Below are 26,945 nucleotides of genomic sequence, written 5' to 3'. Positions count from 1 at the left end.
ATATAACAAATAGGTGATGTAAATAAAGTGAAAAAAAATCGTAACCCAACTATCCTTCAATAGTCAGGTCACGATTAAGTTATTCTTTTACTTCAAAATTAAGAATCAATTTTTCTCCCATATCCAAAGGAACCATCGACCATTAGCGTTTGGTATGCAATATCCGCTCCTTTTTGGAAGCAGTTGATAATGTGTTCTTCATCCGTTCTGTCTTCACTATCCAAGACAAAATGACTGGCAAACGCCGCAAAGTATGCATCTCCTGCGCCCATTGTATCGTGAGGAGAATCAATTTTTCTTATAAATCCTTGATAGGTTTTGTTCTTTTTATTATCAATAAAAATGGGACTCTTACTACCTCTTGTAAGTAAAAGATACGGCACCTTTAAGGACTGACAGGTACTAATCAAACGATTGATCTCTACTTCGTCATTTCCAGCTACTGAAAATTGCGCCATATAAATGGATGGGCAAACTAAATTTAAATAGTCATTTGTCCGGTATTTATCAACATCGGAAAAATCAAATGAAAGTTTAACGCCTAAAACTTTCAATTCTTTTATTTTTTCCTCTGTTCGACTGTGGCAGCTTGTATGGACCAGAGCACTATTTTTTAGTAATTCTACAAGTTCTTTTGTTAGCGCGGGTGTCTCTCTTTTACCACGCACACCATCCACAAACTCTCTATCACCTGATTTGATGATGACATGGGCTTGTTCGGTTGGGCCCGAGGAAGTACCACAATAAGAAATATCTACACCTTCAGATTCAATGGTCTGCCGCAAAAAATCTCCATCTATATCTGAAGAAATACTACCGACATAATAGGATCTCACTCCGCTTTTTCGTGCATTGACTGCAAAATTTACTGCGTTACCTCCGGGATATTTTACATTATGGTTAATATAATAATCTACAACATTGTCACCAAAACCTACTACATATTGGGACATATCTTTTCACCTACTTTTAGTACTCGACAACCCGATAATAACGACGAGTATCTAGAGAATGATTGCGAATATGCTCTAAATGCACACTCACTCTTCCTAATGCCGCCCACATCACTGGCGCGCATAAGAGTTCACGAAACTCAGCACTAATTCCTGGTAATGCATAGTCTTTCGTATCAAAAACTGTAAACTTATCTGTATATTGCTCCGCGAAACGTTCAACGCGCTCATCTAAACTCCGCGTTTCACCTTCTGTTTTCAATAAAGTGACGCATACATCTTTTTCTACTAGCTCCAGAGTCCCGTGGAAAAATTCTGGTGATGAAACTGATTTAGTTCGCAGCCATTGAGACTCTTCCAACACACACATAGAGTAAGAATAAGTAATTCCCCATAGATTTCCGCTTCCGACCCAGATTTGATACGGATCATTTTGAAATGCTTCTGCATAAGCTTTTCCTTTTTCATCCGCTTGTTCTCGAACCGCATTTAGAGCTTTAGGTAATTGTTTCAGATCCTCTGCAAAACGAGGATAATCAGGAAACTCACTGTTTAAATGCATGATTGACATAATCAGGAAGTATAAAGGCATTTCCTGAGGACGCCCATCTAGGTAGTTGATCGAATACGTGGTCAAAGCTTCTAACGGTGTATTATCTTTACTAACAATGCCTACTGTTGGAATGTTGGATTCCTTCAAATATTCTGCTGCTTTGATTGTTTCCTTCGTATCACCAGATTTTGAATACAAAATAACTAGTGATTTGTCATTCAGTTGTTTATGCCCTGTTAACACTAACTCAGCTGCCGTCATTGAAAAAACAGGAATAGAAGATTTTGTGGTTAGGATGTATTCAAATGGTTGCATAACAGCGACTGAACCACCCGATGCCGTAAAGAAAATATTACTAATGCCGGCTTCATAAGCCCTTTTAGCAATCTCTTCCACTTCTGTGCGAATACTATAGATCCGCTTTCCTTTTTCTTCCATTTCTTTTGCATCAAAGTTTAACATTTTTTCTCTCCTTTAATTTGATTTTACGTAGTTAAAAAGCCAAAGAATGCTGCTACTATCCCGAAAACAAAGATCCCAAACAACACATACGTTGTCTTAAATCCCTTTTTCAACATCCAGTAGACAAGCAACACACAAAGTAAGGAAAGCATATTAGGTAGAATACCATCAATAATACTTTGAATTTTAGTTGCTTCTTCTCCTTGCCCAATAGAACCGGCCACTTGAATGGAGACCATGCTTCCAGACATACCACCGATGACCATCAATCCTAAAATAGAGGCTGCATGGGTCAACGTTTTCATGACTCCTGAAGATTCAATATTTTCCAAAAGCTTTGTTCCAAACTTGTAGCCTTGCATGATACCAAAATAACGCAAGAGAAAATTGGGAACATTGAATATTAGAAGAAATAGAATAGGTCCTAAAATATTTCCTTCTTTTGAAAAGGAAGCACCGACACCAATACCGATCACTAAAAGAGTCCCCCAAAACAGTGAGTCTCCGATTCCAGCTAACGGTCCCATTAAAGCTGTTTTTATTGATGTAATTGTTGATGTATCAAATTTATCGGGATTTTTCGCATTTTCCTCTTCCATCGAAACAACGATTCCCATAATAAATGTTGATAGTGGTGGTGCCGTGTTAAAGAATTCCAAATGGCGTTGGGCCGCTTCTTTCTTTCCAGCTTCATTTTTTCCATAAATTTTTTCTAATGCCGGCATCATGGCGAAGGCGAACCCCATATGTTGTTGACGTTCAAAGTTCCAAGAAGCCTCAAGGGCACAGGAACGAATACAGATCTTCTTTAAATCATCTTTCGTAAGTACTCCATCATTAGAAGTCATCATCGATCGATACCTCCTTCGATACAGTCTGCTTAGTTTTGTTCTCCATGGTTACAATGATATAAGCCAAGCATACGCCAAAGATCGCTATACCAAGAATAGGAACATTCAGATAGCTGAACATCGCAAAGCCGATAACAAAATAAACTAAAACATCCTTTTTAAGCAGCATTTGTAATAAAATCGCAAACCCTAGAGCAGGCATTATTCCTGCCGCAATGTTAATTCCATCCTGAACAAATGGTGGGATAGCATTTAGAATACGCTCCATCACCGGACTGCCTAAATAAAATGAGAATCCAATAAAAAGGGCTCTTGGTAAGCTTTTAACTAAAATAAATCCTAAAACATGCATTCTAGAGATACCTTTTAAATTTCCCTCTTGAGCAAATGTATCTGCTTTACGAGCAATCATTGGTAAAACTAGCAATGTCAATAAATTATCCACTAACAGGAACAAAGCAGCTATTGGAAAGGCCAAAGTTAACGCAAATTCTGCCCCTTTTCCTGTCGCAATCGCAAAAGCAGTTCCTAATATCCCACCCGAAACAATATCCGGCGGACGAGCTGCTCCTATTGTTATCGCACCAACAAAGGCCAACTCTAGTGTTGCCCCCATCATGATTCCCATCTTTAGGTCTCCCATAATCATACCGACAAAAACTGATGTAACAATCGGACGAGAAAGATTGTTTGTACCAGTCATCCAGTCGATGACAATCACAGCAGTCAAAATCGCCAATAGAATGGCTTGTACCAAAAGACTATCCATGATATTCCCTCCTTTTTATAATAGTTTACTTAAATCAACCGCTTTATCTGTTGGTACCTGTTGCGAAAAGACTCGAAATCCTTCAGCAACCATCGCTTTAAGCTCCGAGCGTTCCTCATCTGAAACAAAAACCGTGTGCGTTAATGCTGAACTACCTGGTCCTTCTTTTACACTTCCAATATTAATATCTTTTATTCGATCTACTTTTTTAGCCAATCGGTGTGCATCAGCAATTGTCTTTGTCACAATGAAAAGCTTGTATTTATCCGTTTTTCCCTCATTGATCGCTGCTATCGAATCCGCAATTGATTTGATGACTACTTTTACATTATGTGGTGCTGCAAGCTTCAATGTTGTTTTCTGAACGGGATCATCTAGAATGTCATCATTTGCAACTAAAATACAATCTGCATTGATGGCATTTGTCCAAGTTAGCGCCACCTGTCCATGAATTAGACGATGGTCTACCCTTACCAATTTGATCATCTCTCCACCTCCTTTCGAGTTAAAATTCATCTGTCATCTGTTCATAATTAAGGCGATTACAAAACTTTATTGCCTCTGATGATGACTGAATTGCGTGATCAATTATTTCGGGAAGTATCATTGAAGAAGCATTTTGACATTTCAAATAAATATCTACTAACAGACTTAAGTTCACTCCAGAAATTAAGTAAACATTCTCTAATTTTGGCAACCGCTTGAGCCACTCATTATTTATGCTTCCGCCAAAAATATCTGTCAAAACAATCAATTCATTTTCAAGGTTTTGCGATAAATAGTGATCAATCATTTGCTCGACATCGTTATTTCCATCTACGTATGCACAAAGAGTATCGATATTTTTCACATCGCCAACAATAAATTTTAAAGTTTCTATCATTCCCTTTGCTAATGGACCATGACTCATACATAAAATTCTTCTCATCCTTCTACTCCTTTCACTTTCATAAATGCAATAGCTGTGCCAAAATCTGTCACCCTTGATTTCACGCTATCCACAACTAAAAAAAGTGACACTGTTTCAAAAACTCAAACAGTGTCACTCTCGATTTTCGATTAATAGTTGATGACAATATTACTCACGTAGGCTAACTCCTCTAGCGGTATACTGATATTATATAAGCCCTCAATACTTTTAAGTGAACGCTTTACTGCTTTAATCTCTTGTTCATAGTTATTAAGAAAACTATCTAGATCTGGGAAGCTGCTAACCCCTTGATTTCGGATTAATCGTTCAATCATACAACTAATGTGAACATATAGATTGATTTTACTCATTGACGAGAGCTGTTTGCCGGAAAATAATTGGTATTCATTCAAACAATCCTCAATTTGATTAACAACCTTTTCAGCATCTAAAATCGTCAAACTATCGATTAAACGATTCAACGTACTATTTTTGACAATGTTTTGATTGATCGAATCAGCTGTCTCTTTTCCATACAAGCGTAGTAGAACCTCGTAAAGTTTCCCTACTTCACCCTCAAATAATTCCTCTAAAGTAATATAAGGAATGTGATCAATCTTTGGATCATCGGTACCGATAATCGCGATAATCTCCTTCGTTTTAAGTAAAAACTCTACCTGCTTGTGATCTTTTAGCGAATCATTTTCATAGGGAATGAACTCGATACCTAATTGCTTCGGCAAATTTTTTTCCAGCATTTCCTTGATTTTGATCGCCGTTCCAAGTCCTGTACCACAAGAAACGAGAATCGTGCGATTTCTCGACTTTTTCGGAAGAATGACCTGCTTTTCAAATTGCGAAAAAGAAAGCTCCTTGATAATTTTTTGAATGTCACCAGTTTGCTGGATTAAATTAGCCGTTTCAATCGCCATTTCCGTCGTTACATTATTTATAATAACCGTCGGCGCCTCCACTAAATCCTCAATATCCTTTCTGATTTGTACCAAACTACCCATATCCACAAAAATCACGAGTCCTTCTTTCGGGTTACGAAACTCTATATAATGAGTCAGCCGCTCAATCACTTCTTTTACGGAAATATCTAATGGCATATCAATTGAATCAAAAACAAATTTCTCTACTAAACGATTCGCCACATTTGCAATGCTACTAGCAGTCGCAAATCCATGAGCCAAGATAATGGCATTGATCTTATTGCTATCACTTTTCGTGTCACAGACAATACAAAGTGTGATATATAGCTGATCCCATAAGGTTAACTTAGTATCCAATGATTTCTCAAAGAATACCAGCAGAATATCTAAATCACTTAAATACTTTCGTTTTAGATTTTCTAAAAATTTCTTAATGGATACTCCTTTTTCATCGGGGAGAGAATTCTCCCAAGGATCTCTCATTGCTAGATAATTGGCAATAGACTGTACAGTATAGCCAGATAGATGAATGAACAAGCTTGGAGCTACCTTTTGAACGACCTTTTGCAGTTCTGGTAAATAATACTTCGTCATAAGCTCTATTTTGTTTTCATAGATAAAATGTTCATTGAACTCAGATAAATAGGTTCTGGTGATTTGAAGAAACTCATCATCAGAGATTTTCCCCGCTTGAGCACTGTCATAACAAGCAAATATCTTATAGAAGAACTTTTGCAAGCGATTCGCAAAAGTGGATGTATTTTCTTCATCATGTACATAGTTCCCATTGCTAAAAATGTAGAATCGTTGACTATACACACGATTTGGATACTGTTGATTGTCAAAGGTTAAGTATCTCTTGGGCAAATCAGCGATATGAATCTCAATGTATTTTTTACCATCATCATAAGCGATCTTTCCGGCAATGGTTTGCTTAATCAAACCGGCTAGCTCGCCAATATTCCCTAACAGCTTCAGCCGAATCAAATAGGTTAACGCCGCCTCTGATACCAAAATTTCTTTTTGAATCAAAGCGGATTCATTTTCCAATAGATGAAAAATGATCTCTTTTCTTTCGTTTGCTTTACGTTCCTGATAAGTTGGTAAAGTACAAATAAAGGGAATTCGACGTTTAAAGGTATCTAAGAATAGATCCTCCTTTTGCTCCGTTGTCGCAAAGATATAACGAACCTTAGATTTGCGCCAAGGACCGCTCTCTCCTACCCGTCGAAACACACTTTTGTCCATATGAGTAAATAGTTTTTCTTGCCCTTCTGGAGGCAAGCGATGAATTTCATCGAGAAATACGATTCCCCCATCAGCGGCTTCGATAATTCCTATATGATCATTTTCGGCACCAGTAAAAGCCCCCTTCATATGCCCAAACAGCTGGCTCGTTAAAAGCTCAGGATTGTTAAAATATTGCGCGCAATTCAGTTCCATAAACGGGGCATCTTCCGCAACAATCCCCGTTGCACGACAATACTCAGCCAACTTCTCTGCTAAGAAGCTTTTTCCGACACCGGAAGGACCAAAGTACATAATCGGCAAGCCTTCTGGGTACTTCATCGCTGATATTCCTTGTTGAATGGGCTCTCTTAAACTTTGCTGATAACCAATCAAATTGGAAAAAATTTTCTTTTTCGGATCACCGATCAGCTTTTTCTTAAAATCATCAACAGTTGCGAATTCTTTTTCGATACTTGAATAATTGATCTGTTCATTCAGAACTTCCATCGGAATGAACAAGACAGGACGACTATTAATTTTGATTGCTTCTCCCTGCTCAACAAGCTCATTTAAATGTTTACTCGCTGTATTACGCTGGATTCCAAATTTTTGCGCAATATATTGAGCATTGCAATTTTCAGGTAATTCTTGTGGAAACTCACACTCCTCCAATAAAGAAGACAGTTCCTTCAAAATGTTTTTTTTCATAGCGATCCCTCCTTCTTGAATCATCTTACTTCTAATATACTTGATTCTGAAAAAAAATGCTGTCCTTTTTAAACCAAAGGTATTTTTATAAAATTACCATTGACACATATTTTAACCTATGGTATTTTTGTTTTGCAAAATAAATTACCATTGGTAAAAAAGGAGAGGTTTACATGTTTAATTTTGATCAGGAACGATTTTTGAAGACACAAAAAGGAGCCGTCGCAGCAAACAAAGATATCACCGAAATTTTGGATTCCTTAGCTGCCGATTTAGAAGAGATTTACTTCATTGGCTCTGGCGGAGTTGGTATTTTATTTGATTCTACAGTAGAATTTGCCCGTACAAGAAGTAGCTTCGCTTTTCATCGCATAATCGCAGCAGAATTTATGCTCCATCCGAACAAAACTTTTTCTAAAAAATCATTAGTTGTGATCCCTTCACTCTCAGGAACTACCAAAGAAACACTTGAACTAGTTGCTTATTGTAACGAGAAAAATGTTGACACTCTTGCTCTTGTTGGAAGCCCTAATACTCCACTTGAAGAGGCTGCAACTTATTCTGTCTACAACGATGTGTTAGATGATACTTCTTCAGAAAGTTATTACTTACAGGGATTGATGATTGCTTTATACATGATGAAGCAACGGAATGAAATCGATGAAGCTATGTACAATACCTATGTAACAGACTTTGAAAAATTACCAGAAGCATTAGTTCATGCGAAAAAACAGGCAGAACCTATGGCCCAATCCTTCGCTAAACAGCATAAAGATACCTCTTATCATATCTTGACGGGTGCTGGAGATAGCTTCGCTGAAGCCTACTATTATGGCATGTGTATCCTAGAAGAAATGCAATGGATCAAGACAAGACCTGTACACGCAGCTGACTTTTTCCACGGAACACTTGAATTGATCGAAAAAGGTGTCAGCGTGATTATCACTGAAGGAGAAGATGACTCTCGTGTACTCTCAGAACGCGTTAAAAATTTTGTGCCTAAATTTACTGATACTTCTGTAGTGATTGACACCAAAGACTATGAGTTACCAGGTATTTCTCCAGAGACAAGAAAAATCATCTCTTCTATTGTCTTGGCCACAGTATTTGAGCGTATCAGCGCTTTCTTAGAAGATGAAAGAAATCATCCTTTAACAACCCGTCGTTATTACAAAAAGATGGAGTATTAATAAGCAAACAGAAATTTAGGTGTTCACCACAAAGTCTTTATCCTTGTGGTGACACTTTTTAAATTTAAAAAGAATACCTATATTTTTCTAGGCACAAATAACAAATAAACTAAGACGAACAAGGAGTATTGGTTATGAAAATTGGCGTAATCTGCAGCGGTGGTGATTCTCCTGGGATGAATGCTGCCCTTTTAGGAATAAAACAAACGATCGAAGCAAATAGGAATTTAGAAGAAGTATTCTTTAAAAATGGCTATCAAGGGATCTATGAGAATGACACGATCTCCATTGAGACGAATACTATTGACATGAGTAAAGCAGGAACTGCAATCGGCACCGCTCGTTTCGAACAAATGCGAGAAGCTGAAACTAGACGAAAAATCATCGAAAATCTGAAAAATCAAGGGATAGAGACATTGATCGTTATAGGTGGTAATGGTTCTCTCAAAGGTGCTACATTACTAAAAGAAGAATCAGGCATGAATATTTCTGTCATAGCCGGTACAATCGATAATGATTTTCCTGAGACAGACTATACATTGGGATTCGATACCGCTTTGAATACATTGATCAAAGCAACTGACGAGCTAACAACCACTGCCAACTCGCATAATCGGATCATGATCGTAGAAGTGATGGGCAGAAAATGCTTTGCTCTAGCAGAAAATGCAGCAATTGCGACATCTACCTTATGGATCAAAAACAGCGATAAAGAATACTTACATGAATTATGCAAAAAGTATCACTCATCAATGTATTCTCCAATCCTACTACTGCCCGAGGGCTTGCCCAACAAACAAAAAACAGTCGAATTCCTCACAAAAAACTTACCAATGGAAACTAAATATATGAACATGGCTTATCTTCAACGTGGTGCTTCACCTAGCTACTATGATCGCTATATGGGATACAGATGGGGGAAATTAGCCATAACAGCTAGTTTAGAAAATAAATTTGGGATTTTAAGTCAAAAGAATGGTAAAATTATCATCATACCTTGGTAAAAAAGGATGAATGATAATGATTTTTGATAAAGTAAAGGAAAAAATAGAAGAAAAGTATATTACAACTGGTAAAACCTCCGATTTATTACCCTCAGAGCGTGAATTGGCGAAGGAATTTTCAGTGAGTCGTCCTACTGTCAGAAAAGCACTAGCGGCTTTGGAACAAGAAGGACGGATCTTTAAAAGTGAAGGACGCGGCTACATTCTCAAAACTAAAGCTGCTTCGGACAAATATATTGACCATGAACTAGACTCGTTTATTGGCTTCTTTCAAGATGCTGTTCAGCAAGGAAGAAAAATCAGCTCAAAGATTCTTCAGCAAACAGTCGTTCCGGCAGACACAACAATCAGTACTTTTTTAGAGATCGCACCGGGAGATCTTATTTTGGTTTTGGAGAGAATTCGCTACATTGATGATCTTCCAACCTGTATTGCAAAATCATGCATCCCCTTAGCAGTGTTACCTGAAATTGTCGAACATGATTTTTCAAAAGAATCATTATTTTCAGTTTTAGAGGACAATGGTATCAGTTTGGCTTTCGCTAAGCGGTCCATTGAGGTCACTCCACCAAATAATCTGGAAAATCTCTATCTTGAACTAGAAGATCATGAACCTGTTTTTGTTTTTACTAGTATCGGATTTACCAAAGAGCATAAACCATTTGAATATGAAATTTCGAAATATCCAGCATACAAAACGAAATTTGAGAGCACTGTTTCAAAATAAAAAATACCTTATAATCTAGGAAGGCTTAGTGATAGCGCCGCTAAGTCTTCTTCTATTATAAAAAATAGCACAGAGTTACAAACTATCCTTGCCAACGCTAGTCCTATATTTCTATAATAAGTCTTTCTTTCGATCAATTTAATATAGAGCACGATCTTTCAAAGCTTTGTCTTTTATACATATCAGCACTCTTATTGAAGATCAGAAAAAGCATACATTTTGTACGCTTTTTCTTTACTCAAACAGTACCTAAACTTTTGACGTGAAAATAGTTGAATTATTTTTTTATTCTCCAAATTACATCTTTCAATTCCACTACAGATTTGTTCAGAGTTTTATCAGTTGTATCAAATTCGTTACTGTTTGTAACAACGATCATTGTTGTGGGATCAAGCTTTCTGTTCTTCAATAATTCCAAATCAAAGCTTATTAAAGGGGTTCCTATTGTTACTGATTGTCCGACAGAAACAAAAGTTTCGAAACCTTCTCCTTTTAGAGCTACGGTGTCGAGACCAATGTGAATGAGAACTTCAATTCCTGAGGCGTTCTTAAAACCAATAGCATGTCGTGTATCAGCCAGCATTGTGATCTCACCATCAATCGGTGAATAAATCATTTCTTTTGAAGGCGTAATTGCGACCCCATCCCCTAACATTTTTTGTGCGAATACAGGATCGTTTACGCCATCAAGTGGTAATGTTAGTCCTGAAACAGGGGCAAATATTTCGGTATTCAAGGTATTATTCTCCCTTCTTTTTACGATGACATTAAGCATTTTTACACATATTAAGAAAATCTATAAGCCCACTAAATCAAATTTCCTTCCCATTTGAGGCAATCAATTCTTTGTACCAAGAAAAACTTTTTTTCTTGTATCGATTGAATGTTCCTTTTCCGAAGTTATCAATATCCACATAAATAAAGCCATATCTTTTTGAAATCTCGGACGTTGACATACTGACGATATCAATAGGACCCCAAACGGTATAACCAATTAGATCAACACCGTTTTTGATAGCATTCTTCATTTCTCTGATGTGGCTGCTCAGGTAATCAATTCTTTGGGTATCCTCAATCTCTATTGATCCATCTGAACTTTCCTGAAGGCCAATTCCATTTTCCGCAACAAACAAAGGGATTTGGTATCTGTCGTAAAGCTTTTCTAGTGTTATGCGGAGACCAACCGGGTCAATTTGCCATCCCCATTCGTTACTTTCCAGATAAGGATTCTTAACTCCATTTACGAGGTTCCCCGTAGTTAGTTCAGTCGTTTCGTCGATTTCATATTTTGAAAGAACGGTCATGTAATAGCTAAATGAAAGATAATCTATTGTGTATTCTTTTAACAAGGCAGCATCTGTTTCTTCCATAGTGAACTCAATTCCATTTTCTTTGAAAAAAGCCTTCATATAGCTTGGATAATACCCTCTAACTAATACATCAGAATAGAAAAGATTTTTTTGATCATCCTTAATCGATTCTAAAACATCAAGGGGATTACACGTTGCGGCATATCCTTCTCTTCTGGCTAACATACCTCCCATTAGAGCTGTAGGCGAAATTTCCTTTAGAATTTTTTTGGCCATTGCACTAGCAAGAAATAGATGATGAATCACTTGATACTTATCAGATTCCTTGTTCTTGATATAATCTTTTGGAACAGCGCCACCAACATAAAAGCTATGATCAATAACATTTATTTCATTAAAAGCCATCCAGTATTTAACGTAATCTTTAAACTCATGCATTACGGTTTCGCAATAATTAGAGAAAAAATCCAGCATTTTTCTATTGATCCATCCACCGTATTCGGTAGCAAGGTAAGCAGGGGTTTCGTAATGTGAAAGTGTGACGACGGGTTCGATATTATATTTTTTCAGCGTTTTAAATACTTGATGATAAAAATCCAATCCTGCTCTATTAGGTTCTTTTTCATCCCCTTTAGGAAATATTCTTGACCAGGAGATGGACATTCTTAAACACTTGAACCCCATTTCGGCAAATAATGCAATATCCTCTTTGTACTTTTCGTAAAAGTGGTTGCCCCATCTTTTAGGATATATGCCTTCTGAATCACTTAACCTTTTATTGATCTCATTAATCGATAATTCTTCAAAAGCTGCATATTTCGAATAATCCTGATTTGAATAATAGGGTGCAGTATCTGCAACTGAAGGTCCACGACCATCTTTATCCCAGAAACCTTCTGCTTGATTTGCAGCTATAGCACCTCCCCACAGGAAATTTTCAGGGAATATAGTATCTTTTGACATTTTATTTACCTCCTTCTCGTTATTTAAATACTAAGGGAAGCCTATACCAGAATCAATGGAAAATAGATAAGGGTGCAAATTCTGTCACCTACTCCATGCATGGTGCATATCTTGTACCCCGCTGAAATGGAAAAGAAAGTATGCTTATAATATAAAGATTTAGTTCTTTATAATTGAGCGTTCAGATAGTTTTTGCAATCATTATTACGAGGAGGATGAATATGAATTTTGAATCAGTTTCTAAGGAGTTACTTGATGTTATTAGGATAGAGAATATTAATAACATCACACATTGCGCTACAAGACTTAGAGTAAATGTCAGAAACATTGACCGAATTAACCCAGAGGAAGTTGAACAAATCGAAGGTGTTCTAGGTATTGTCAAACAGGGAGATACCCTACAAGTTATTTTTGGTCCAAATGTTCAAGGAGTTTATGATGCATTCAATCAACTGTACGAATCAAAAACTGCAAGTACTGCCGATGCGACCGATGCTAAGAAGGACATATCAGAAAGTAAAGAAGGGCTATTTTCTAAAGCATTAAGTTTTCTTGCAGCAGCATTTTTACCCACGATGCCTATAGTTGTTGCCGCAGGGTTAATCTCTGCCATTTTAAATATTATAATCCTTGCCACCGGATTATCCGTGGAGTCACCTACCTATGCGTTGATCAATGCAATAGCTTCCGCGGGATTTTATTTCCTGCCGCTCTATGTTGGATATGGATGTGCGAAACAACTGAATATCAATCCAGTTTATGGGATTTTTTTAGGTGCTGTACTATTAAGTGAAGGGATAAATGGAGTAGAAGGTTTGAGTCTTTTTGGCTTACCTATTGTTACTACTACTTATTCATATACAGCATTGCCAGTTTTACTTGGTGTGATTATAATGGCTCAAACACATAAATTTATTTACAAATTGATCCCAAGCTATTTTAAAGAAGTGTTGATTCCATTGATTGTGATCGCCGTAGGAGTTCTATCCACTTTACTTATAGTAGGACCTTTGGGTGTCGTTTTAGGTAATTGGATGACTGCTGGTTTTGTCTTTATCCATGATAAAATAGGATGGTTGGCATTAGGCTTAGTAGGAGCATTATTTGGTTTTACAGTACTGACTGGAACAAACAAAGCATTAGTTCCAATCATGGTTACATCACTTGCTGCACAAGGCTATGATACTTTCCTTATTCCCGCTATGATGGGGACTAATATTGCAATCGCTACAGCTACATTAGCTGTGGCTTATCTTGAAAAGGATCCAACTAAGAAAGGAACACAATTGTCAGCCGGAGTTACTGGGCTAATGGGGATATCCGAACCATCATTATTCGGGGTCCTTATCAATGATAAAAAAGCATTGTATGGTTCTATGGTTGGAGGCGCTATCGGGGGAGTAGTGGCAGGTTTAACAAATTTGGCACAAAATTCAATTGTTTCAGGTTTGCCCGGGTTAGCTACAATGGTTATTTCTAAGCCTCCCTATACTGGTTTATCAAACATGTATGCGGGTATCTTAGTAATTGCTGTATCGGGTATATCAGGTTTTCTCACTACGATTATTTTGAAAAGAAAAGATTTGAAAAAGAGTGATGGACAAGAAGTACAAGGCTCTCCTCTAGGTAAGATATAGACTACATCCAAGCACCTGTGATATATAGAAACTTGTAGATTAAAAGAAGGTTGAATGATTGTTAAATCATTCAACCTTCTTTTTGCAGCTTCCTTTTTTCTTTATAAATTTTAGCGTATTCGTAGTATAGAAAGTCAAAGAACAAATTGGTGGCATATTTTCTATTGACCACTTCTTCCTTTATTGTTTCATCTGAAATTTGATCAGTAAAATTGTATAAAGGTTTGTCTGTTAATCGAATAATATTAGTAAATACGGGATGATAATACTGACTATTCAAAGTTACTAGATATATAGGACACCTTATATCTTCCAAATCAGATACAATAGAATGAGCCATTACACTGCTTGAAGAGACCACGATCACTAAATCGTTTTCATCCATGTGGATGTCGTTGTCCTTTTTATAGTTGATAATAATATCCCAAAATGAGTTGAACATTAAAAACTGCATCTGCATATCTTCTACCATCCTAGTTGTAGATGTGGATGTGAGCCAATAGATATTATTTGAGTGATGCATTACTTGTGCTAGCGATCTAATGTTTTCTAAAATATCAGAATTATTATTCAAAAAAAATGATTGGATATCAGAAATTTGCTCAACATGCTCTTTAACATAGTCAACTCTGTTGAGCTCTTTTTCAAACATACTCATGTCGTACGGAATAGAAAACTCTTGTTTGAAATCTAAAAAGCTCTCGTGATCCAGTTTCGAGAAAAAACGACGAACAGTTGCTCTTGAAACATGGCACTCTGTGGAAACATCGTAAATATTGATATTTTTAATATCATCAAATCGTTTCAAAAAATATTTTGATAGAATTTTCTCTGTTGAATTGGAAGGTGATTCATTGTACATCCTTAATAATAGTAAAAACGTTCCATATCTTTCTACTGACATTTGTCTTTCCTTTCAAAGAAGTTCTTCAGTCTATTTTATCATGTATTCCTAAATTTTTTTTAGAAAAATGAATCCCAACCTATTTCTAATAAACACATTTCCTTTTCTTTATTGTAAAAAACTCTCTACTAATTATTATCAAAGGTAATGGTGAAACAGGGTAACCCGCTTCAATTATCCAGCGCGCTTTTTCCATACTAACAACTTTTGCGACGGGAGCGCTAGGATAATACAGTTGCTGAATCATCTCCCCAATACGCTTGCCAAGAACGGATTTTTCCGGTGGGTGAATATTATCCACCACACCACAATCTAGGCTAGTAATCAAAAAGTATGCGGCGCGCAAAACGCGCCGCATACTTTTTATCCAAATTTGTCTCCACCAACACTATTTGACGAAGAACCCTTTTTCGCTCTTTATATTCATGTGAAATTGCTCTTCTTTTTCTCTGGACACAAAAAAGCTGATTGTATTCATCCATCTCAGTGCAGCGCAATAATCTTCTTATCGAACAAGTCATTAATCGTCACTAATACTAGGTTTTCATGGATTTTTTCTAGTTCAAGCGCTTGCTCTGGATATGGCGCTTTTGAAAAGAAATAGAAGTAATAGTCATTATATCCCGGTAAATATGACGCATGACTCATTAATTTTTGAATTTCTTTCACTGTCTTCAATTGATTGCGCCATTTACATTCACCAATTAAAATTTTTTTCTCTGTCTTGTTCTCCATTACAATATCAAATTCACGTTCATCAGAATCCCCTTTTTGCTTCTTCCCTCGCCATGAACCTGTACGTTTAGGAAAGAAAGGCAATTCTTCCAATTCATCTAAGAAATATAAATAGCTCATCGAAATTTCTTCAAAAGCAGGGGCACCAATGAACTCATTCAATGTTTCTTTTATCTCTCTTTGGTACAGCCTTTTTCCTCTTCCACGCTCGATCTCTTCTTGATTCGTGAACACATAGCGAAACCAAAAACGATAGACATTATCCTTTAAAGTATAATGAGAATTTTTGCTCTTCAACGGATCAACATCGAAGGGCAAATTCCGTTGAATAATCCGCATATTGACTAGTGTTTTAAGGTACTTACTCAATGTACTTTTTTCAATATACGTTGCTTGCCGAATTTGTTCAAGCGTGTTCGCCCCACTGGCAATAGCTTGTAGAACCGAATTATATAATTTAGGCTCTGGCAGCTCCTGATGCAATACCATGATTGGATCTGAATACAGACCACCATAAATATCAAAATAAAGCTCCTCCATGTTCTCATCAAAGGATAAGGCCTTATCTACTTGGGAAAGATAGTAAGGTATTCCTCCCATGCAAGAGTAAAATTTCACTTTATCTTCATTAGAATAGCCATCAAGGAATTTTGCAGCATCAATATAATCAAGTTCTCCCACATAAATAGGCGTAGTCTTGCGGCCAAAAAGCGGACTGTTTTCTGCCAATACTTCATCCTCCATAAAGCTCACTTGTGAACCACAAAGAATAAGAAAAATATTACTATCAAGGTCAAGCTTGTGGTCAATAAAATGTTGAAGAATTGAATTCAAAGACTTATTCGCCTTTGCTGCATAAGGATATTCATCAATAATCAAAACAATTTTGTTTCCTCTTGTTTTTTCATATAGATAATTGAACGCATCTTCCCAATTATCAATATTAGGTAAAAAATGTTCCCCAACAATTTCCTGAACGGCTTGTAAAAATCCATTGATGTTTAAACGATCATTCACTTCTTTCGCTGAGAAAAAAATCGTTCGCTTTCCCTTTGCAAATTCTGAAATAAGACGTGTCTTGCCGACACGTCTTCTCCCATAGACGACTGCCATTTCAAAGCTGGATTTTTTGTATAATTTTTCGAGAATGGCTAGTTCTTTCTTCCTACCTATAAACATTTCCCTATCCCTCCAGTCCCATTCCATATAAACATACCCAAACTGAGTTTGATCTATCTCATTTCCTTAAGATCAGTATAACACGTTTTTAAACTTTATTCTGTTTAGAATAATTCTGTTTATGATTATTCTAAACAGAATTATAAATCACGAGTCATTCTGTTGTTGCACAGTAACAGTAACTCAGTTATGTAATTTTAACTATTTGATTTTTTTAATTGTTGATCTGCTGGTAATAATTTCCAACTGAACACCTAGCTTTTCCTTTCTGATGCAATCTAAAGTAATGATGTTTCTTAGATTCATAGTCTGGAATGGTATCCTTCCATCTTATCTACGATCTTTCAACTTCACATTTCGCTCATTACTTACATTGTACTTCACTTCAACATCCACTAAATAATAAACAACATGCTGCAAGTCCTCTTCTGTCACATCCGCCTCAGTGGCACTTGTTGTTTGTTTATATCTAAGCTTTACAACGTTCCCTTTTTTAAAGCTTTCCGGTTCCTCTGTTTCAAATAATGCTTGATCTAAATAGCTGTCAACCAGCACCACATAAGACTTTTCTCCTATGGTTCGAACACTTGTAACAAAGAAATAGTCAGTCCGTGTTTGAACAGGATTTCTACCTAGCAGCAAGTCCAAGGACTGGACTTTTCTTGGATTTGAGATAGCCACTCTTTTTTCATCCTCATTGAACAAGTCCATAGGTGTTACTTGATCTAATTCATCATAGGTAAAATTGATAATCTCATCTTTTTCGTATTTCAATTTCGTTTTTGTATCCCACTGTAAAAGGGTGCCACTAGAAATATCTTGAAAAACCACACTATGACCATAATAGGCCTTGGATGCGCCCATCGGAACTCTATTATCGATACTCATTACTTTTGCTATTGTGTATTTTCTCATCCCATCACCTACTATCCAGTATCCATTATAACTTGTTTTTCCTCGGTAACTAAGCGGACAAGTCTAAAAGAACACTCTTTGCGTTTGCTTTCATAAAGCTATTATAAAAGAAGGAAGACAACAAGAATAGTAAACCCATGAATCTCTTTCTCAAAAAATCTCTTCTGCTGTTTATTTGAGATGAATAATTCTAAAGGAAGTATCCATGCTTTTAAGGTTTTGTTATTAATCGTTACTTGAAGCCTACACGGATATTCGTACTCTCGTTCATCATAAGAAGACATTGGGCGCTGGTTCTGTGACGCTCACTGATTCGCGTTGCACTAGCACCGTGAGGGGTCGTCCATCACCACGGTGCTTGGCAGAAACGACTATTTTCTACCCCACTTTGACTTTTTCTACCCCAAAAAGCTATAATTGGGGTAGAAAAATGAAAAGTGGGGTAGAAGAATGAAACTATTCAATTATGCTGAACTAGAAGTCTCTGCTCTAAATGTAGATATTGTCAATTTGCTGACAGCAATTCATGAATATCGTGGAAAACAAGAATTATATCTTGAATCAAAACCGGACGTCCTAGAGAAGTTACAAGATTTGGCGTTGATTCAAAGTACCGATGCGTCCAATAAGATTGAAGGTATATTTACAAGTGATAAACGACTTAGAGAGCTCGTTGAAGATAAAACTAAGCCTCATACAAGAAATGAAAAAGAAATCACGGGTTATCGAGACGTGCTAAAAATGATTCATGAGAATTATCAATATATCACTATTCGTTCAAATCATATTTTACAGCTTCACAAAGAGCTATATAGCTACCTGCCCGAATCACGTAGTGGAAATTGGAAACAATCCGACAATGTAATTACTGAGAAAGATAGCAATGGCGAAGAGTTTGTAAGATTTCAACCTGCTTCGGCTTTTCAAACACCACAGTTAATAGAAGAATTAATCGAACAATATACTATAGAAATGGAGAAGGGGAACATTGATCCTCTCATATTAATTCCATGTTTTATTCTCGATTTTCTATCTATACATCCTTTCAGGGATGGAAATGGACGGATGAGCAGGCTGCTAACCTTACTTCTTCTTTATCAAAATAATTACCTTGTAGGTCGCTTCATCTCTATTGAAATGTTGATTGAACGAACAAAAACGACTTACTACGAAGCCTTGCATGACAGTTCAATTGGATGGTTAGAGAACAAACAAGATTATTTACCATTTTTACAATACATGCTGGGAATTATCTTAAAAGCTTATCGTGAATTTGAAACTCGTTTTAAAATCACACACAACATCACAATCTCCTCAAGTGATAGGATTTTGGAAATTATCAATCACTCGCTAACGCCTCTTTCTAAAGCTGATATCGTTATTCTAGCACCTGAGCTAAGCCAGAAAACAATCGAAAGAAGATTGACTGACTTAGTAAAATCAAAACGTATCCAAAAAATTGGCGCTGGTCGCTCTACCGCATACATCAGTAAAAGTTAATACCTCAATAATTTTTTTCTACCTCAACTCAGCTATTTTGGGGTAGATAGTTTATTCTGAGTCAAATAAATAGATTTTGTTCGATATTCCTGGCTAAAAACAGTCAATCAGCCATTAGAAGCCTTCCACCCAAAAATTTCACTCATCCCGTTCTTCAAACTCCAACAGATAATGATCCATTTGTCCGTTTTCTATGATCTTCATTTCGATCGTGTCCCATTCATTATGGTTCAGAAGTTTTTGAACCAGCTCGTTTTCGATTTCCGCTTTGATTATCGTGCCTATATCATGATAATCTATCTCAGACAGATCGTTGATTTTATTTCCTTCTTCATCTTCTGCATAGCTTGAGTAAATATCGTAATCGACCACAATCTCATGATGTTTTCGCGTATGTCTCACTAATTCATCTAAGCGTGCGATTTCATAGCCAAAATACCCCAATACATCTTCTATTTCTTCATCATCCCAGCCGTAGTGAGGCTCATTTTTTTCAAGAATTTGTTGAATATCTTCTTTTTGTTCTTCAGTTAGTGATTCGTAAGTAATCTTACTGTGGATCGGTCCATCGGCATCACTTTTTTGTTCCACTCTGTATAAAACGTTTCCATTCCGGTCCAATACATTGACTTTTACTGCCCTATGACCGTTCAACAATGTGATCCAAATCGCACATTCAGGTCGATACCCGCCAAAAGATAAACGTGTTTTTTGATACTCTACCGTCACCTTTTCATCCTCCTTAGCAACATCTGTTATTACCGTCAATATTATACAATGCGGAATAGCTAATTTTACGAAATAAAAACCCCTGTCCTGTGACAAGGGCTTCATTCTTTTTCGTAAACCTGCTTTCTACGCCCCGCTGTTAGAGCGAGTACAATTAATTTATCATCATCAATCCCACACAACACACGATAGTTTCCTACACGATAACGCCAAATCACTTTTTTGTTACCGACTAATCCCTTCCCTCGTAATCTCGGATTGTCTGAGCCTTCGATATTTTTGTCCAACCACTTTAATATTAGTTTCGCTGAGAACGTATCGATTTTTTTCAAATCCTTTAGAAATCTCTTGGTTAATTCGACTGAGTATTCTTTTGCCATCATCCTACAGACCGTATTGTTTCATGGCATCTTTTAGTGACGTTGTGCTTGGATCTTTTTGGTGTTCTTTCAGGGCTTGTTCAGCAATCTTTATATCGTATTGGTCTTCCAGCTTTTCAAACGTAGAATTTCGTAGCAAAGCTGATACGGAAACATTTTCAAATTTAGCGTATTCTTTCAGCATTTCCATCTCATCATCACTTACTCTGATTGGAATAACAGGCATGATAAATCCCCCTTCTTGATAAATCTATCATACACCTGTATAACATATTTCGTTATACAGATGTATAATAGGTTGTAACTTGATCTTTTCTTTATAGTCTTCTGTGTAATGCCGACTTTGAGACATTCCAGCAGGGAGACCGAGCAACTATCAAATTGTCATAAATTTCTCTCAATTCATGGCTCCCTGTGAGCTATCAAATAAATGCAGCATCTGCTATGCAAAGGATCGTTCTAGTATTCGAATCTCTCTATCAAGAAATTCTTACTGGAAGTAGGTCTTGACAAGTCTACCTTTAAAAAAACGATGCCCTATATAGGAACATCGTCTTTTTATCAAATTGTCTTTTGTAATATCTTTGTATTTAAAAAAGTATCCACTGATTTCTTAAAAAATTCGATTAGGGGACCTGTACAGAATGCTGTTAAAATAGTCCCTACTCCGATTGGCGCGCCGAGAGCAAAACCTATCGTCACACAGCATATATCCGTGCTTATTCGAATTTCCTTGTACCCAAGGCTTCTTCTCGTTTTCCTTTCCAACACCATGCCCAATGCATCGTAAGGAGAAATTCCTAAATCTGCTGACATATAGACCCCTACTCCGAAACAGCAAAGGAGTAATCCGATTCCCATCGCGAAAAGTCTCCATCCAAAATTTTCGGGAAGAAAGGAAAGAAAGTCCAAGAAAAAATCAGAAAGGTAACCGACAACGACGATTCCTAAAACTGTTCCTAAATGGATTAGCTTAGGAGTTGCCTTAGCCATCACTGCTAGTAAGACGAGATTTGACAGCATCTGGATAAACCCAAAATCGACTCTAAAAAATTGACTGATTCCTATATTCATGGTGACGAAGGGATCTGTTCCAAACTGACTGAATCGCATCCAAGCGATACCAAAGCTAATAAGACAAATGCCGAGTATCGTGATCACTGCACGAATAAGTAAATTATACTTCGAAATTGACATCTTCTTTTAGAACACTTTCATTTATATTTTTGGCTTTTTCTGTTTTTGTGTGAAACTCATTCACCCTTTTCGATAGATCAAGTAAACGCTGTCCTTTTAATTTGTACCACTTCTTGTAAATGACATAGCTAAAAATGACACAGATGATCGGAACAACACAAGTCAATAGTCGGATTCCCAGAACAGCGGTAGCTGATTGAGCAACATTTGGAACATAACCGACCAGTGATAACCCAACACCGGTTAATAACCCCGCTACGGCCTGAGAAGATTTCATCAGGAAGGTTTGAGCAGAACAGATAATGCTCTCATTTCTGGTACCAAACTTTACTTCTCCGTAGTCAATACAATCCGCGATCGAGACTGTTGTGACTCCTAACGAAAGACCAGAGCCAAATTTTAGAATCAAACCAGCACTCATAGCGAACACCGCACTCTTCGGAGCGACAAAGCCGGCGGTCAATAATATGAGCAGACCGATTACTGGAAGCAGACAGGCTAAGATATATGTTTTCTCACGGCTGATCTTGCGACTAATCTTCGGAAACAGCATCAGGCCAAACATTTCCGCGAAGATGGTAAAGAAGAATAACGAGAACAACGCTTCATTACCTGTTACATATTTAAAGTAATAGATCATAAAACCATTCATAATCTGCATAGACAAGTTAAACGTTAGTAGTAATCCAATAAATGCCAAGAGCTGATCGTTACTTTTAATGACTTCAACAGCTTTTTTGATTGTCAGTTTCGGGGCATTTTGTTGATCCAGCGTAGACGATTCTGGAACGTTTGTCACGGTAATTCCAATCAAAATGATGAATGCAATCGCAATAAAAATCGCGAGAAGCTGGAACCCTTTCATTTGATTGCCGGCTCCTAGTAGATTGACCGCTTGAAGACCAAAAGTTCCTGTCAATAAGCCGGCTAAACTAGCGAATATTCGGGGAAGAACCGATACACGTTCTCTTTCTTCTGGGTCACTAGTAAGATTTGGAAGCCAAGACCAATAAGGTACATCCATTATGGTATATGTCATGCCAAAGATCACATACATGACTCCGCAATAAATATAAAGACTGCTGCCAGTGAGGTTGAATGTGGTAAACAATAAGACAAAAACAATTGCGTTTAACAAAGTGCCAATAACTAACCATATACGAAATTTTCCAAATTTTGTACGAGTATTGTCTATGATCATTCCCATAACCGGGTCATTGATCGCATCCCAGACGCGAGCGCCAAAAAACAACGTTCCCACAAAAGCTGGGGATAGGTATAAAACATCCGTGTAATAAAAGAGCAGGAAGGTATTTACAAAACAGATTACAGCGTCTTTTCCTAATGCACCTACACCGAATGCGTATTTTTCTCTAAACGGGACTTTCATTATTTGTGACTCCTTTCAGGTTCGGTATGCGCTTACCTATGCCTTTATTATACGATTGTGAAAGCGTATTCTACATAGTATAATGTAATCAAAAACAGTGAAAATGTTAGGTGGTCATTATGGAAAAATCATTCGTAAAAACCTATACCTTTGATACACAAAAGGATCTAAAGCTCTTATTCACAGGAAAAGCCGCCTGTGGAGCGCTTCATAGCTTTGGGCCCGCCGTCCGTCCAAATTTCATCATTCATGTGGTTACCGAGGGCAAAGGTGTCTATCAAATCGACAATCAAAAATACCCATTGGCTGCTGGTCAAGGCTTTATTATTCCGCCGGACAGACTTACCTTTTACCAAGCAGACCGCGAAGAACCTTGGAGCTACTATTGGGCTGCCTTTACTGGTGACTTGGCCGCATCCTATTTGGAAGGGTTAGGATTTGATCAAAAGCACCCCGTCTTTTATGTTGAGCATCTGGAGAAAATCAGAACGATTCTAGAAAAAACATTCCTTCTGGATCAAACCTCCATCTATTCCGAACTCATGCTTTCTTCACTACTGTACGAATTCTTAGCACTCCTGCAGCAATCAAAAGATCACATAGCGACCACGAATCAATCGGCTAATCCCCATGTGCAGCACGCAATTGACTATATCAAGTCAAACTATGCAGCCGACATTACCGTGCAAAGTTTGGCTCAGGCCTTGTCTTTGAACCGTAGTTATTTATCTGCTATTTTCAAGAAGGAAATGAATCTCACGTTGCAACAATACCTAACAGAATACCGTCTGACTCGAGCAGCCGAACTGTTAGGTATCAGTAACTTTTCGATTGAGATCGTTGCCGAATACAGTGGCTATCACGATCCTCTCGTCTTCTCGAAAGCATTCAAACGAAAGTATGCGTTGACACCTTCTCAGTATCGTAAGAAAATACTGGAAAGGCAGCAACGCTACGATGAAACCGGAAAATCATTTATCGTGGAATAGCGAACAGGAAAAAGACCGCGCCGATCTGAAGTGCCCCAAAAAGGTTGAATTTGGGAAGCACTTCACTCTTCTGCGCAATCCTTCTTTATGCTATTTTTCTTTTAAAATAATCAGACGCGAATCAAAATCATGCGACGTTTCTCGTCCATCAATTACCTGTCCACAAGACGTGTCGCTTGTAACTAGACCAATATTCATCAATTCATCTCCATAATAGGATTGTTCACTGTCCATTCGTTGGTAACATTTTTCCGGTTCTAATCCTTTTAGGTATAATCGCTTAAATGGTCCGTTCACCTCATTTAATAATTTGTAGTACCCTACGATCACGGTTTTCTGATCTTTCGAAACCACCATCCAAGCACAATAGTTCCCTTCAAAAGGACTTAGCAAGCGGTAAAACGTTCCCTCTTGAATGATCTTTCGATACTCTTTAGCAAATGCCACCTGTTCACGAACGAGTGCCCGCTCCTTTTCAGACAGCTTATTCAAATCCAGTTCATAGCCAAAAGATCCGAATATCGCAACATTTCCTCGCGTCTTTAGGCACACCTCTCGGAAGGTTTGTTCATTGGGAATCGCGGAGACATGCGCACCCATAGAACTCAAGGGATACACCATGGATGTGCCATATTGAATCTTCATTCGTTCAACAGCATCTGTGTCGTCACTGGTCCATCCTTGTGGTGAGTAATGCAACATTCCTGGATCAAACCGGCCGCCTCCGGATGCACAAAATTCAAACAAAACCTCTGGAAACTGAGTAGTGAGACGCTCATAGATGTCATAGACTCCCAGCATGTATCGATGGAAAACTTCGCCTTGTCTTTCCGGTGGCAACGCAGCTGAATAAGGTTCGGTAATGCAACGATTCATATCCCATTTCACATAGTGAATCTCCGCTTCAGCCAAAATTTTCGCGACCATTTGATAAATATAGTCCACCACTTCGGGTCTGCCGAAATCTAATACATACTGGTGACGTCCATGAGAAACGCGGCGATCAGGCGTCTTGATGATCCATTCTGGATGATTCCGAAAAAGCTCACTGTCTTCGTTCACCATCTCAGGTTCAAACCATAGACCGAATAAGAGACCGAGATCCTTTATTTTTTGTGCCAAACCAGTAATACCATTTGGCAACAGCTCTGTATTTGCCACCCAATCACCTAATCCAGCCCGTTCGTGCCTGCGACCCCCAAACCAACCATCATCCAAGACAAAAAGCTCAATGCCATCATCGGCCGCTGTTTTGGCGAACTCTAGCAAGGTTTCTTCTGTAAAGTCCATGCCAGTTGCTTCCCAATTATTAATCAAGACTGGGCGCTCTTTATCACGCCAGTTCCCTTGAGCAAGGCGTTCTCGATACAGTTTGTGATAGGTCTGGCTCATCCCGTTCAATCCTTCATCGCTATAAACCATCACCGCTTCAGGCGCTTGAAATGTCTCATCAGCTTCAAGCAGCCAATCGAATTGAAACGGATTAATCCCCATCGTCACGCGAGACACGTCGTAGGTGTCGACCTCTACTTGCGCTAAAAAATTGCCTGAATAAACGAAACTAAAGCCCAACACTTCTCCTAACTGCTCCGTACAATCCGGACGCTTTAACGCTAGAAAAGGATTTTGATAATGGCTGGAAGCCCCTCTAGTGCTCTCCACGCTTTGAATACCCGGAACAAGTTTTCTAAATTGAGGAAATCGTTCACGTCCCCAAGCCCCAGATAATTGAAGCATTTCATAATCACGATCCGGTAAATCCAAACACAGGCTCATCACTTGTTCAAGATGAAGTTTTTCAGAACCCTTATTGATAAGTTTGACGGACCGACTTACAGCGGCATTTTTTTCAAAAATGGTGTAGCTTAGTATGACCTCCAGATTTATCAGCTCATCTAGCAAAGTAAATACAATCGTAGTCGCTTCATCTTTTGATTCTGTATAGGTCGCGGGCAGACCTTCGAGCTTTTCCTTCCCCTGATAAATGTAGTAGTCAACGAGTTTCAAAGAAGTGATCCGACTCCCATTTTCCTGCAAAACCGAAAGTGCTGGATGACGATAATCGGTTGTTCCGTATACCGGATATTCTTGACGAAGATGCTCGCGCGTAAAATCAACCTCTCCCTTATTTACATACGCTGTATTCGGACGATACTCGTTTTCAATCAGATGTTGAAAAGCCGCTCGATCAGATACTTTTTTCCCAAAATATAGATTTCCTAAGGTTCCATCTGCTAAAACCTGGATTAAATAACTGATTTTTTGATTAGTTAGATGGAATAGTTTTCCATTCTGATGAACATTGATTGGCATCATTCATGCCCTCCTTTTCATTTCTATCAGAATTGTAACCCCTTTCTTCCTCTGTTATGAGTGTCATCAGTTGGAGAAAACAGTCAATTTGTTAGGTTTAAGATAGGATTTAAATCCTTATACAAAAAAAATGAGATGTAACTAGCCATCACACATTACTATCACCTACAAAAGAATTATTCCCCCATAGGAAGAGCCCTCTTCTACGTATTTTAGAGAATAAGAACTTTGATAGCTCGTTTTATTCCATGCTATAATATAGGCGAAAAAAGCCTTTCGGTCTGGGAGTTCGCGCTGTCTGGAAGGTGGAAAAACATGCAGAAATATTTACCTACAAACGATTTATTGATGAAGAAGATGCTGACATCAGAAGATTCCCAGCATATCCTAAGAGCGTTTGTCAGAGACCTGTTAGGCATTGAATTCAAGAGGCTGCAGCCCCAAAAGACGTATCATATCGACAGCTACAAGAAGTCCTATGATGAAACAGTTCTGCTTCGCACGGAAGTAGA

The 26,945-nt window shown here is 37.8% G+C and carries 25 protein-coding genes and 1 pseudogene; 7 read left to right on the top strand and 19 right to left on the bottom strand.

What is annotated here, in order from left to right:
- Positions 1-98: 98 nt before the first annotated feature.
- The 7 genes from AC4J95_RS18305 to AC4J95_RS18275 all read right to left on the bottom strand — a co-directional run bounded on the left by AC4J95_RS18305 (position 99) and on the right by AC4J95_RS18275 (position 7,371).
- Positions 99-953, bottom strand: a complete 855-nt coding sequence (locus tag AC4J95_RS18305) for a PfkB family carbohydrate kinase (protein ID WP_494551081.1) — start codon at positions 951-953, stop codon at positions 99-101.
- A 16-nt stretch (positions 954-969) separates the two neighbouring features.
- Complete coding sequence (locus AC4J95_RS18300; protein ID WP_494551080.1) at positions 970-1,968, bottom strand: SIS domain-containing protein; 999 nt, start codon at positions 1,966-1,968, stop codon at positions 970-972.
- A 23-nt stretch (positions 1,969-1,991) separates the two neighbouring features.
- Complete coding sequence (locus AC4J95_RS18295) at positions 1,992-2,819, bottom strand: PTS system mannose/fructose/sorbose family transporter subunit IID (RefSeq protein WP_494551079.1); 828 nt, start codon at positions 2,817-2,819, stop codon at positions 1,992-1,994.
- Positions 2,806-3,588 (bottom strand): PTS mannose/fructose/sorbose/N-acetylgalactosamine transporter subunit IIC, encoded by a 783-nt coding sequence (locus tag AC4J95_RS18290; protein ID WP_494551078.1) that lies wholly within the window; start codon positions 3,586-3,588, stop codon positions 2,806-2,808. Before AC4J95_RS18290 ends, AC4J95_RS18295 begins: the two co-directional genes overlap by 14 nt.
- A 15-nt stretch (positions 3,589-3,603) precedes the next feature.
- Positions 3,604-4,074 (bottom strand): PTS sugar transporter subunit IIB, encoded by a 471-nt coding sequence (locus AC4J95_RS18285; protein WP_494551077.1) that lies wholly within the window; start codon positions 4,072-4,074, stop codon positions 3,604-3,606.
- 19 nt (positions 4,075-4,093) lie between these two features.
- Positions 4,094-4,516: a PTS sugar transporter subunit IIA gene (locus tag AC4J95_RS18280; protein ID WP_494551076.1), complete on the bottom strand. Its 423-nt coding sequence runs from the start codon at positions 4,514-4,516 to the stop codon at positions 4,094-4,096.
- Between the two features lie 131 nt (positions 4,517-4,647).
- On the bottom strand, positions 4,648-7,371 hold the full coding sequence (locus AC4J95_RS18275) for a sigma 54-interacting transcriptional regulator (protein ID WP_494551075.1): 2,724 nt from the start codon (positions 7,369-7,371) through the stop codon (positions 4,648-4,650).
- Between the two features lie 173 nt (positions 7,372-7,544).
- Between AC4J95_RS18275 and AC4J95_RS18270 the strand changes: the two genes are divergently transcribed.
- From AC4J95_RS18270 to AC4J95_RS18260, 3 genes are all read left to right on the top strand, one after another.
- Positions 7,545-8,561, top strand: coding sequence for an SIS domain-containing protein (locus AC4J95_RS18270; RefSeq protein WP_494551074.1), 1,017 nt, complete (start codon positions 7,545-7,547; stop codon positions 8,559-8,561).
- A 134-nt stretch (positions 8,562-8,695) separates the two neighbouring features.
- Positions 8,696-9,565: an ATP-dependent 6-phosphofructokinase gene (locus AC4J95_RS18265; protein ID WP_494551073.1), complete on the top strand. Its 870-nt coding sequence runs from the start codon at positions 8,696-8,698 to the stop codon at positions 9,563-9,565.
- Positions 9,566-9,581: 16 nt separating this feature from the next.
- On the top strand, positions 9,582-10,292 hold the full coding sequence (locus AC4J95_RS18260) for a GntR family transcriptional regulator (RefSeq protein WP_494551072.1): 711 nt from the start codon (positions 9,582-9,584) through the stop codon (positions 10,290-10,292).
- 277 nt (positions 10,293-10,569) lie between these two features.
- Here AC4J95_RS18260 and AC4J95_RS18255 read toward each other — a convergent pair whose 3' ends face one another.
- On the bottom strand, positions 10,570-11,028 hold the full coding sequence (locus AC4J95_RS18255) for a PTS sugar transporter subunit IIA (RefSeq protein WP_494551071.1): 459 nt from the start codon (positions 11,026-11,028) through the stop codon (positions 10,570-10,572).
- A gap of 76 nt (positions 11,029-11,104) precedes the next feature.
- Positions 11,105-12,565 (bottom strand): glycoside hydrolase family 1 protein, encoded by a 1,461-nt coding sequence (locus AC4J95_RS18250; protein ID WP_494551070.1) that lies wholly within the window; start codon positions 12,563-12,565, stop codon positions 11,105-11,107.
- A 221-nt stretch (positions 12,566-12,786) separates the two neighbouring features.
- On the opposite strand from AC4J95_RS18250, the gene AC4J95_RS18245 reads away from it, so the two are divergent.
- Positions 12,787-14,202, top strand: coding sequence for a PTS transporter subunit EIIC (locus AC4J95_RS18245; RefSeq protein ID WP_494551069.1), 1,416 nt, complete (start codon positions 12,787-12,789; stop codon positions 14,200-14,202).
- A 70-nt stretch (positions 14,203-14,272) separates the two neighbouring features.
- Here the strand turns inward: AC4J95_RS18245 and AC4J95_RS18240 are convergent, their stop codons facing one another.
- The 4 genes from AC4J95_RS18240 to AC4J95_RS18225 all read right to left on the bottom strand — a co-directional run bounded on the left by AC4J95_RS18240 (position 14,273) and on the right by AC4J95_RS18225 (position 17,935).
- Positions 14,273-15,106: a MurR/RpiR family transcriptional regulator gene (locus AC4J95_RS18240; RefSeq protein WP_494551068.1), complete on the bottom strand. Its 834-nt coding sequence runs from the start codon at positions 15,104-15,106 to the stop codon at positions 14,273-14,275.
- Positions 15,107-15,191: 85 nt separating this feature from the next.
- Complete coding sequence (locus AC4J95_RS18235; protein WP_494551067.1) at positions 15,192-15,464, bottom strand: hypothetical protein; 273 nt, start codon at positions 15,462-15,464, stop codon at positions 15,192-15,194.
- Positions 15,465-15,589: 125 nt separating this feature from the next.
- Positions 15,590-17,020 carry an ATP-binding protein gene (locus AC4J95_RS18230; protein ID WP_494551066.1) on the bottom strand — a complete coding sequence of 477 codons (1,431 nt, stop codon included), beginning with the start codon at positions 17,018-17,020 and terminating at the stop codon, positions 15,590-15,592.
- A 330-nt stretch (positions 17,021-17,350) separates the two neighbouring features.
- Positions 17,351-17,935 (bottom strand): hypothetical protein, encoded by a 585-nt coding sequence (locus tag AC4J95_RS18225; RefSeq protein ID WP_494551065.1) that lies wholly within the window; start codon positions 17,933-17,935, stop codon positions 17,351-17,353.
- A 450-nt stretch (positions 17,936-18,385) separates the two neighbouring features.
- Between AC4J95_RS18225 and AC4J95_RS18220 the strand changes: the two genes are divergently transcribed.
- Entirely contained in the window at positions 18,386-19,435 is a 1,050-nt protein-coding gene (locus AC4J95_RS18220) for a Fic family protein (protein WP_494551064.1), read from the top strand.
- Positions 19,436-19,573: 138 nt separating this feature from the next.
- Here the strand turns inward: AC4J95_RS18220 and AC4J95_RS18215 are convergent, their stop codons facing one another.
- The 5 genes from AC4J95_RS18215 to melB all read right to left on the bottom strand — a co-directional run bounded on the left by AC4J95_RS18215 (position 19,574) and on the right by melB (position 23,131).
- Positions 19,574-20,164, bottom strand: a complete 591-nt coding sequence (locus AC4J95_RS18215; protein ID WP_494551063.1) for a hypothetical protein — start codon at positions 20,162-20,164, stop codon at positions 19,574-19,576.
- A gap of 101 nt (positions 20,165-20,265) precedes the next feature.
- Positions 20,266-20,547 carry a type II toxin-antitoxin system RelE family toxin gene (locus AC4J95_RS18210; RefSeq protein WP_494551062.1) on the bottom strand — a complete coding sequence of 94 codons (282 nt, stop codon included), beginning with the start codon at positions 20,545-20,547 and terminating at the stop codon, positions 20,266-20,268.
- A gap of 1 nt (position 20,548) precedes the next feature.
- On the bottom strand, positions 20,549-20,770 hold the full coding sequence (gene relB / locus AC4J95_RS18205; RefSeq protein ID WP_494551061.1) for a type II toxin-antitoxin system RelB family antitoxin: 222 nt from the start codon (positions 20,768-20,770) through the stop codon (positions 20,549-20,551).
- Between the two features lie 335 nt (positions 20,771-21,105).
- Positions 21,106-21,741: a YczE/YyaS/YitT family protein gene (locus AC4J95_RS18200; RefSeq protein WP_494551060.1), complete on the bottom strand. Its 636-nt coding sequence runs from the start codon at positions 21,739-21,741 to the stop codon at positions 21,106-21,108.
- Complete coding sequence (melB, locus tag AC4J95_RS18195) at positions 21,722-23,131, bottom strand: melibiose:sodium transporter MelB (protein ID WP_494551059.1); 1,410 nt, start codon at positions 23,129-23,131, stop codon at positions 21,722-21,724. Before melB ends, AC4J95_RS18200 begins: the two co-directional genes overlap by 20 nt.
- Positions 23,132-23,250: 119 nt before the next feature.
- Here melB and AC4J95_RS18190 point away from each other — a divergent pair, with 119 nt between their 5' ends.
- Entirely contained in the window at positions 23,251-24,120 is an 870-nt protein-coding gene (locus AC4J95_RS18190) for an AraC family transcriptional regulator (protein WP_494551058.1), read from the top strand.
- A gap of 90 nt (positions 24,121-24,210) precedes the next feature.
- Here the strand turns inward: AC4J95_RS18190 and AC4J95_RS18185 are convergent, their stop codons facing one another.
- Positions 24,211-26,433 (bottom strand): alpha-galactosidase, encoded by a 2,223-nt coding sequence (locus tag AC4J95_RS18185; protein WP_494551082.1) that lies wholly within the window; start codon positions 26,431-26,433, stop codon positions 24,211-24,213.
- Positions 26,434-26,748: 315 nt separating this feature from the next.
- Here AC4J95_RS18185 and AC4J95_RS18180 point away from each other — a divergent pair.
- Positions 26,749-26,945: pseudogene (locus AC4J95_RS18180) on the top strand (Rpn family recombination-promoting nuclease/putative transposase); the annotation flags it as partial.

Source organism: Enterococcus sp. GPZ-007, assembly GCF_059374735.1.
Note: the sequence above shows the minus strand (reverse complement) of the source record. Positions and strands in the feature narration are given on the sequence as shown.

Coding starts and splice junctions, on each gene's coding strand:
- AC4J95_RS18305 (WP_494551081.1), bottom strand. CDS start 953: ATGTCCCAATATGTAGTAGGTTTTGGTGACAATGTTGTAGATTATTAT.
- AC4J95_RS18300 (WP_494551080.1), bottom strand. CDS start 1,968: ATGTTAAACTTTGATGCAAAAGAAATGGAAGAAAAAGGAAAGCGGATC.
- AC4J95_RS18295 (WP_494551079.1), bottom strand. CDS start 2,819: ATGATGACTTCTAATGATGGAGTACTTACGAAAGATGATTTAAAGAAG.
- AC4J95_RS18290 (WP_494551078.1), bottom strand. CDS start 3,588: ATGGATAGTCTTTTGGTACAAGCCATTCTATTGGCGATTTTGACTGCT.
- AC4J95_RS18285 (WP_494551077.1), bottom strand. CDS start 4,074: ATGATCAAATTGGTAAGGGTAGACCATCGTCTAATTCATGGACAGGTG.
- AC4J95_RS18280 (WP_494551076.1), bottom strand. CDS start 4,516: ATGAGAAGAATTTTATGTATGAGTCATGGTCCATTAGCAAAGGGAATG.
- AC4J95_RS18275 (WP_494551075.1), bottom strand. CDS start 7,371: ATGAAAAAAAACATTTTGAAGGAACTGTCTTCTTTATTGGAGGAGTGT.
- AC4J95_RS18270 (WP_494551074.1), top strand. CDS start 7,545: ATGTTTAATTTTGATCAGGAACGATTTTTGAAGACACAAAAAGGAGCC.
- AC4J95_RS18265 (WP_494551073.1), top strand. CDS start 8,696: ATGAAAATTGGCGTAATCTGCAGCGGTGGTGATTCTCCTGGGATGAAT.
- AC4J95_RS18260 (WP_494551072.1), top strand. CDS start 9,582: ATGATTTTTGATAAAGTAAAGGAAAAAATAGAAGAAAAGTATATTACA.
- AC4J95_RS18250 (WP_494551070.1), bottom strand. CDS start 12,565: ATGTCAAAAGATACTATATTCCCTGAAAATTTCCTGTGGGGAGGTGCT.
- AC4J95_RS18245 (WP_494551069.1), top strand. CDS start 12,787: ATGAATTTTGAATCAGTTTCTAAGGAGTTACTTGATGTTATTAGGATA.
- AC4J95_RS18240 (WP_494551068.1), bottom strand. CDS start 15,106: ATGTCAGTAGAAAGATATGGAACGTTTTTACTATTATTAAGGATGTAC.
- AC4J95_RS18235 (WP_494551067.1), bottom strand. CDS start 15,464: ATGCGGCGCGTTTTGCGCGCCGCATACTTTTTGATTACTAGCCTAGAT.
- AC4J95_RS18230 (WP_494551066.1), bottom strand. CDS start 17,020: ATGTTTATAGGTAGGAAGAAAGAACTAGCCATTCTCGAAAAATTATAC.
- AC4J95_RS18225 (WP_494551065.1), bottom strand. CDS start 17,935: ATGAGAAAATACACAATAGCAAAAGTAATGAGTATCGATAATAGAGTT.
- AC4J95_RS18220 (WP_494551064.1), top strand. CDS start 18,386: ATGAAACTATTCAATTATGCTGAACTAGAAGTCTCTGCTCTAAATGTA.
- AC4J95_RS18210 (WP_494551062.1), bottom strand. CDS start 20,547: ATGATGGCAAAAGAATACTCAGTCGAATTAACCAAGAGATTTCTAAAG.
- relB (WP_494551061.1), bottom strand. CDS start 20,770: ATGCCTGTTATTCCAATCAGAGTAAGTGATGATGAGATGGAAATGCTG.
- AC4J95_RS18200 (WP_494551060.1), bottom strand. CDS start 21,741: ATGTCAATTTCGAAGTATAATTTACTTATTCGTGCAGTGATCACGATA.
- melB (WP_494551059.1), bottom strand. CDS start 23,131: ATGAAAGTCCCGTTTAGAGAAAAATACGCATTCGGTGTAGGTGCATTA.
- AC4J95_RS18190 (WP_494551058.1), top strand. CDS start 23,251: ATGGAAAAATCATTCGTAAAAACCTATACCTTTGATACACAAAAGGAT.
- AC4J95_RS18185 (WP_494551082.1), bottom strand. CDS start 26,433: ATGCCAATCAATGTTCATCAGAATGGAAAACTATTCCATCTAACTAAT.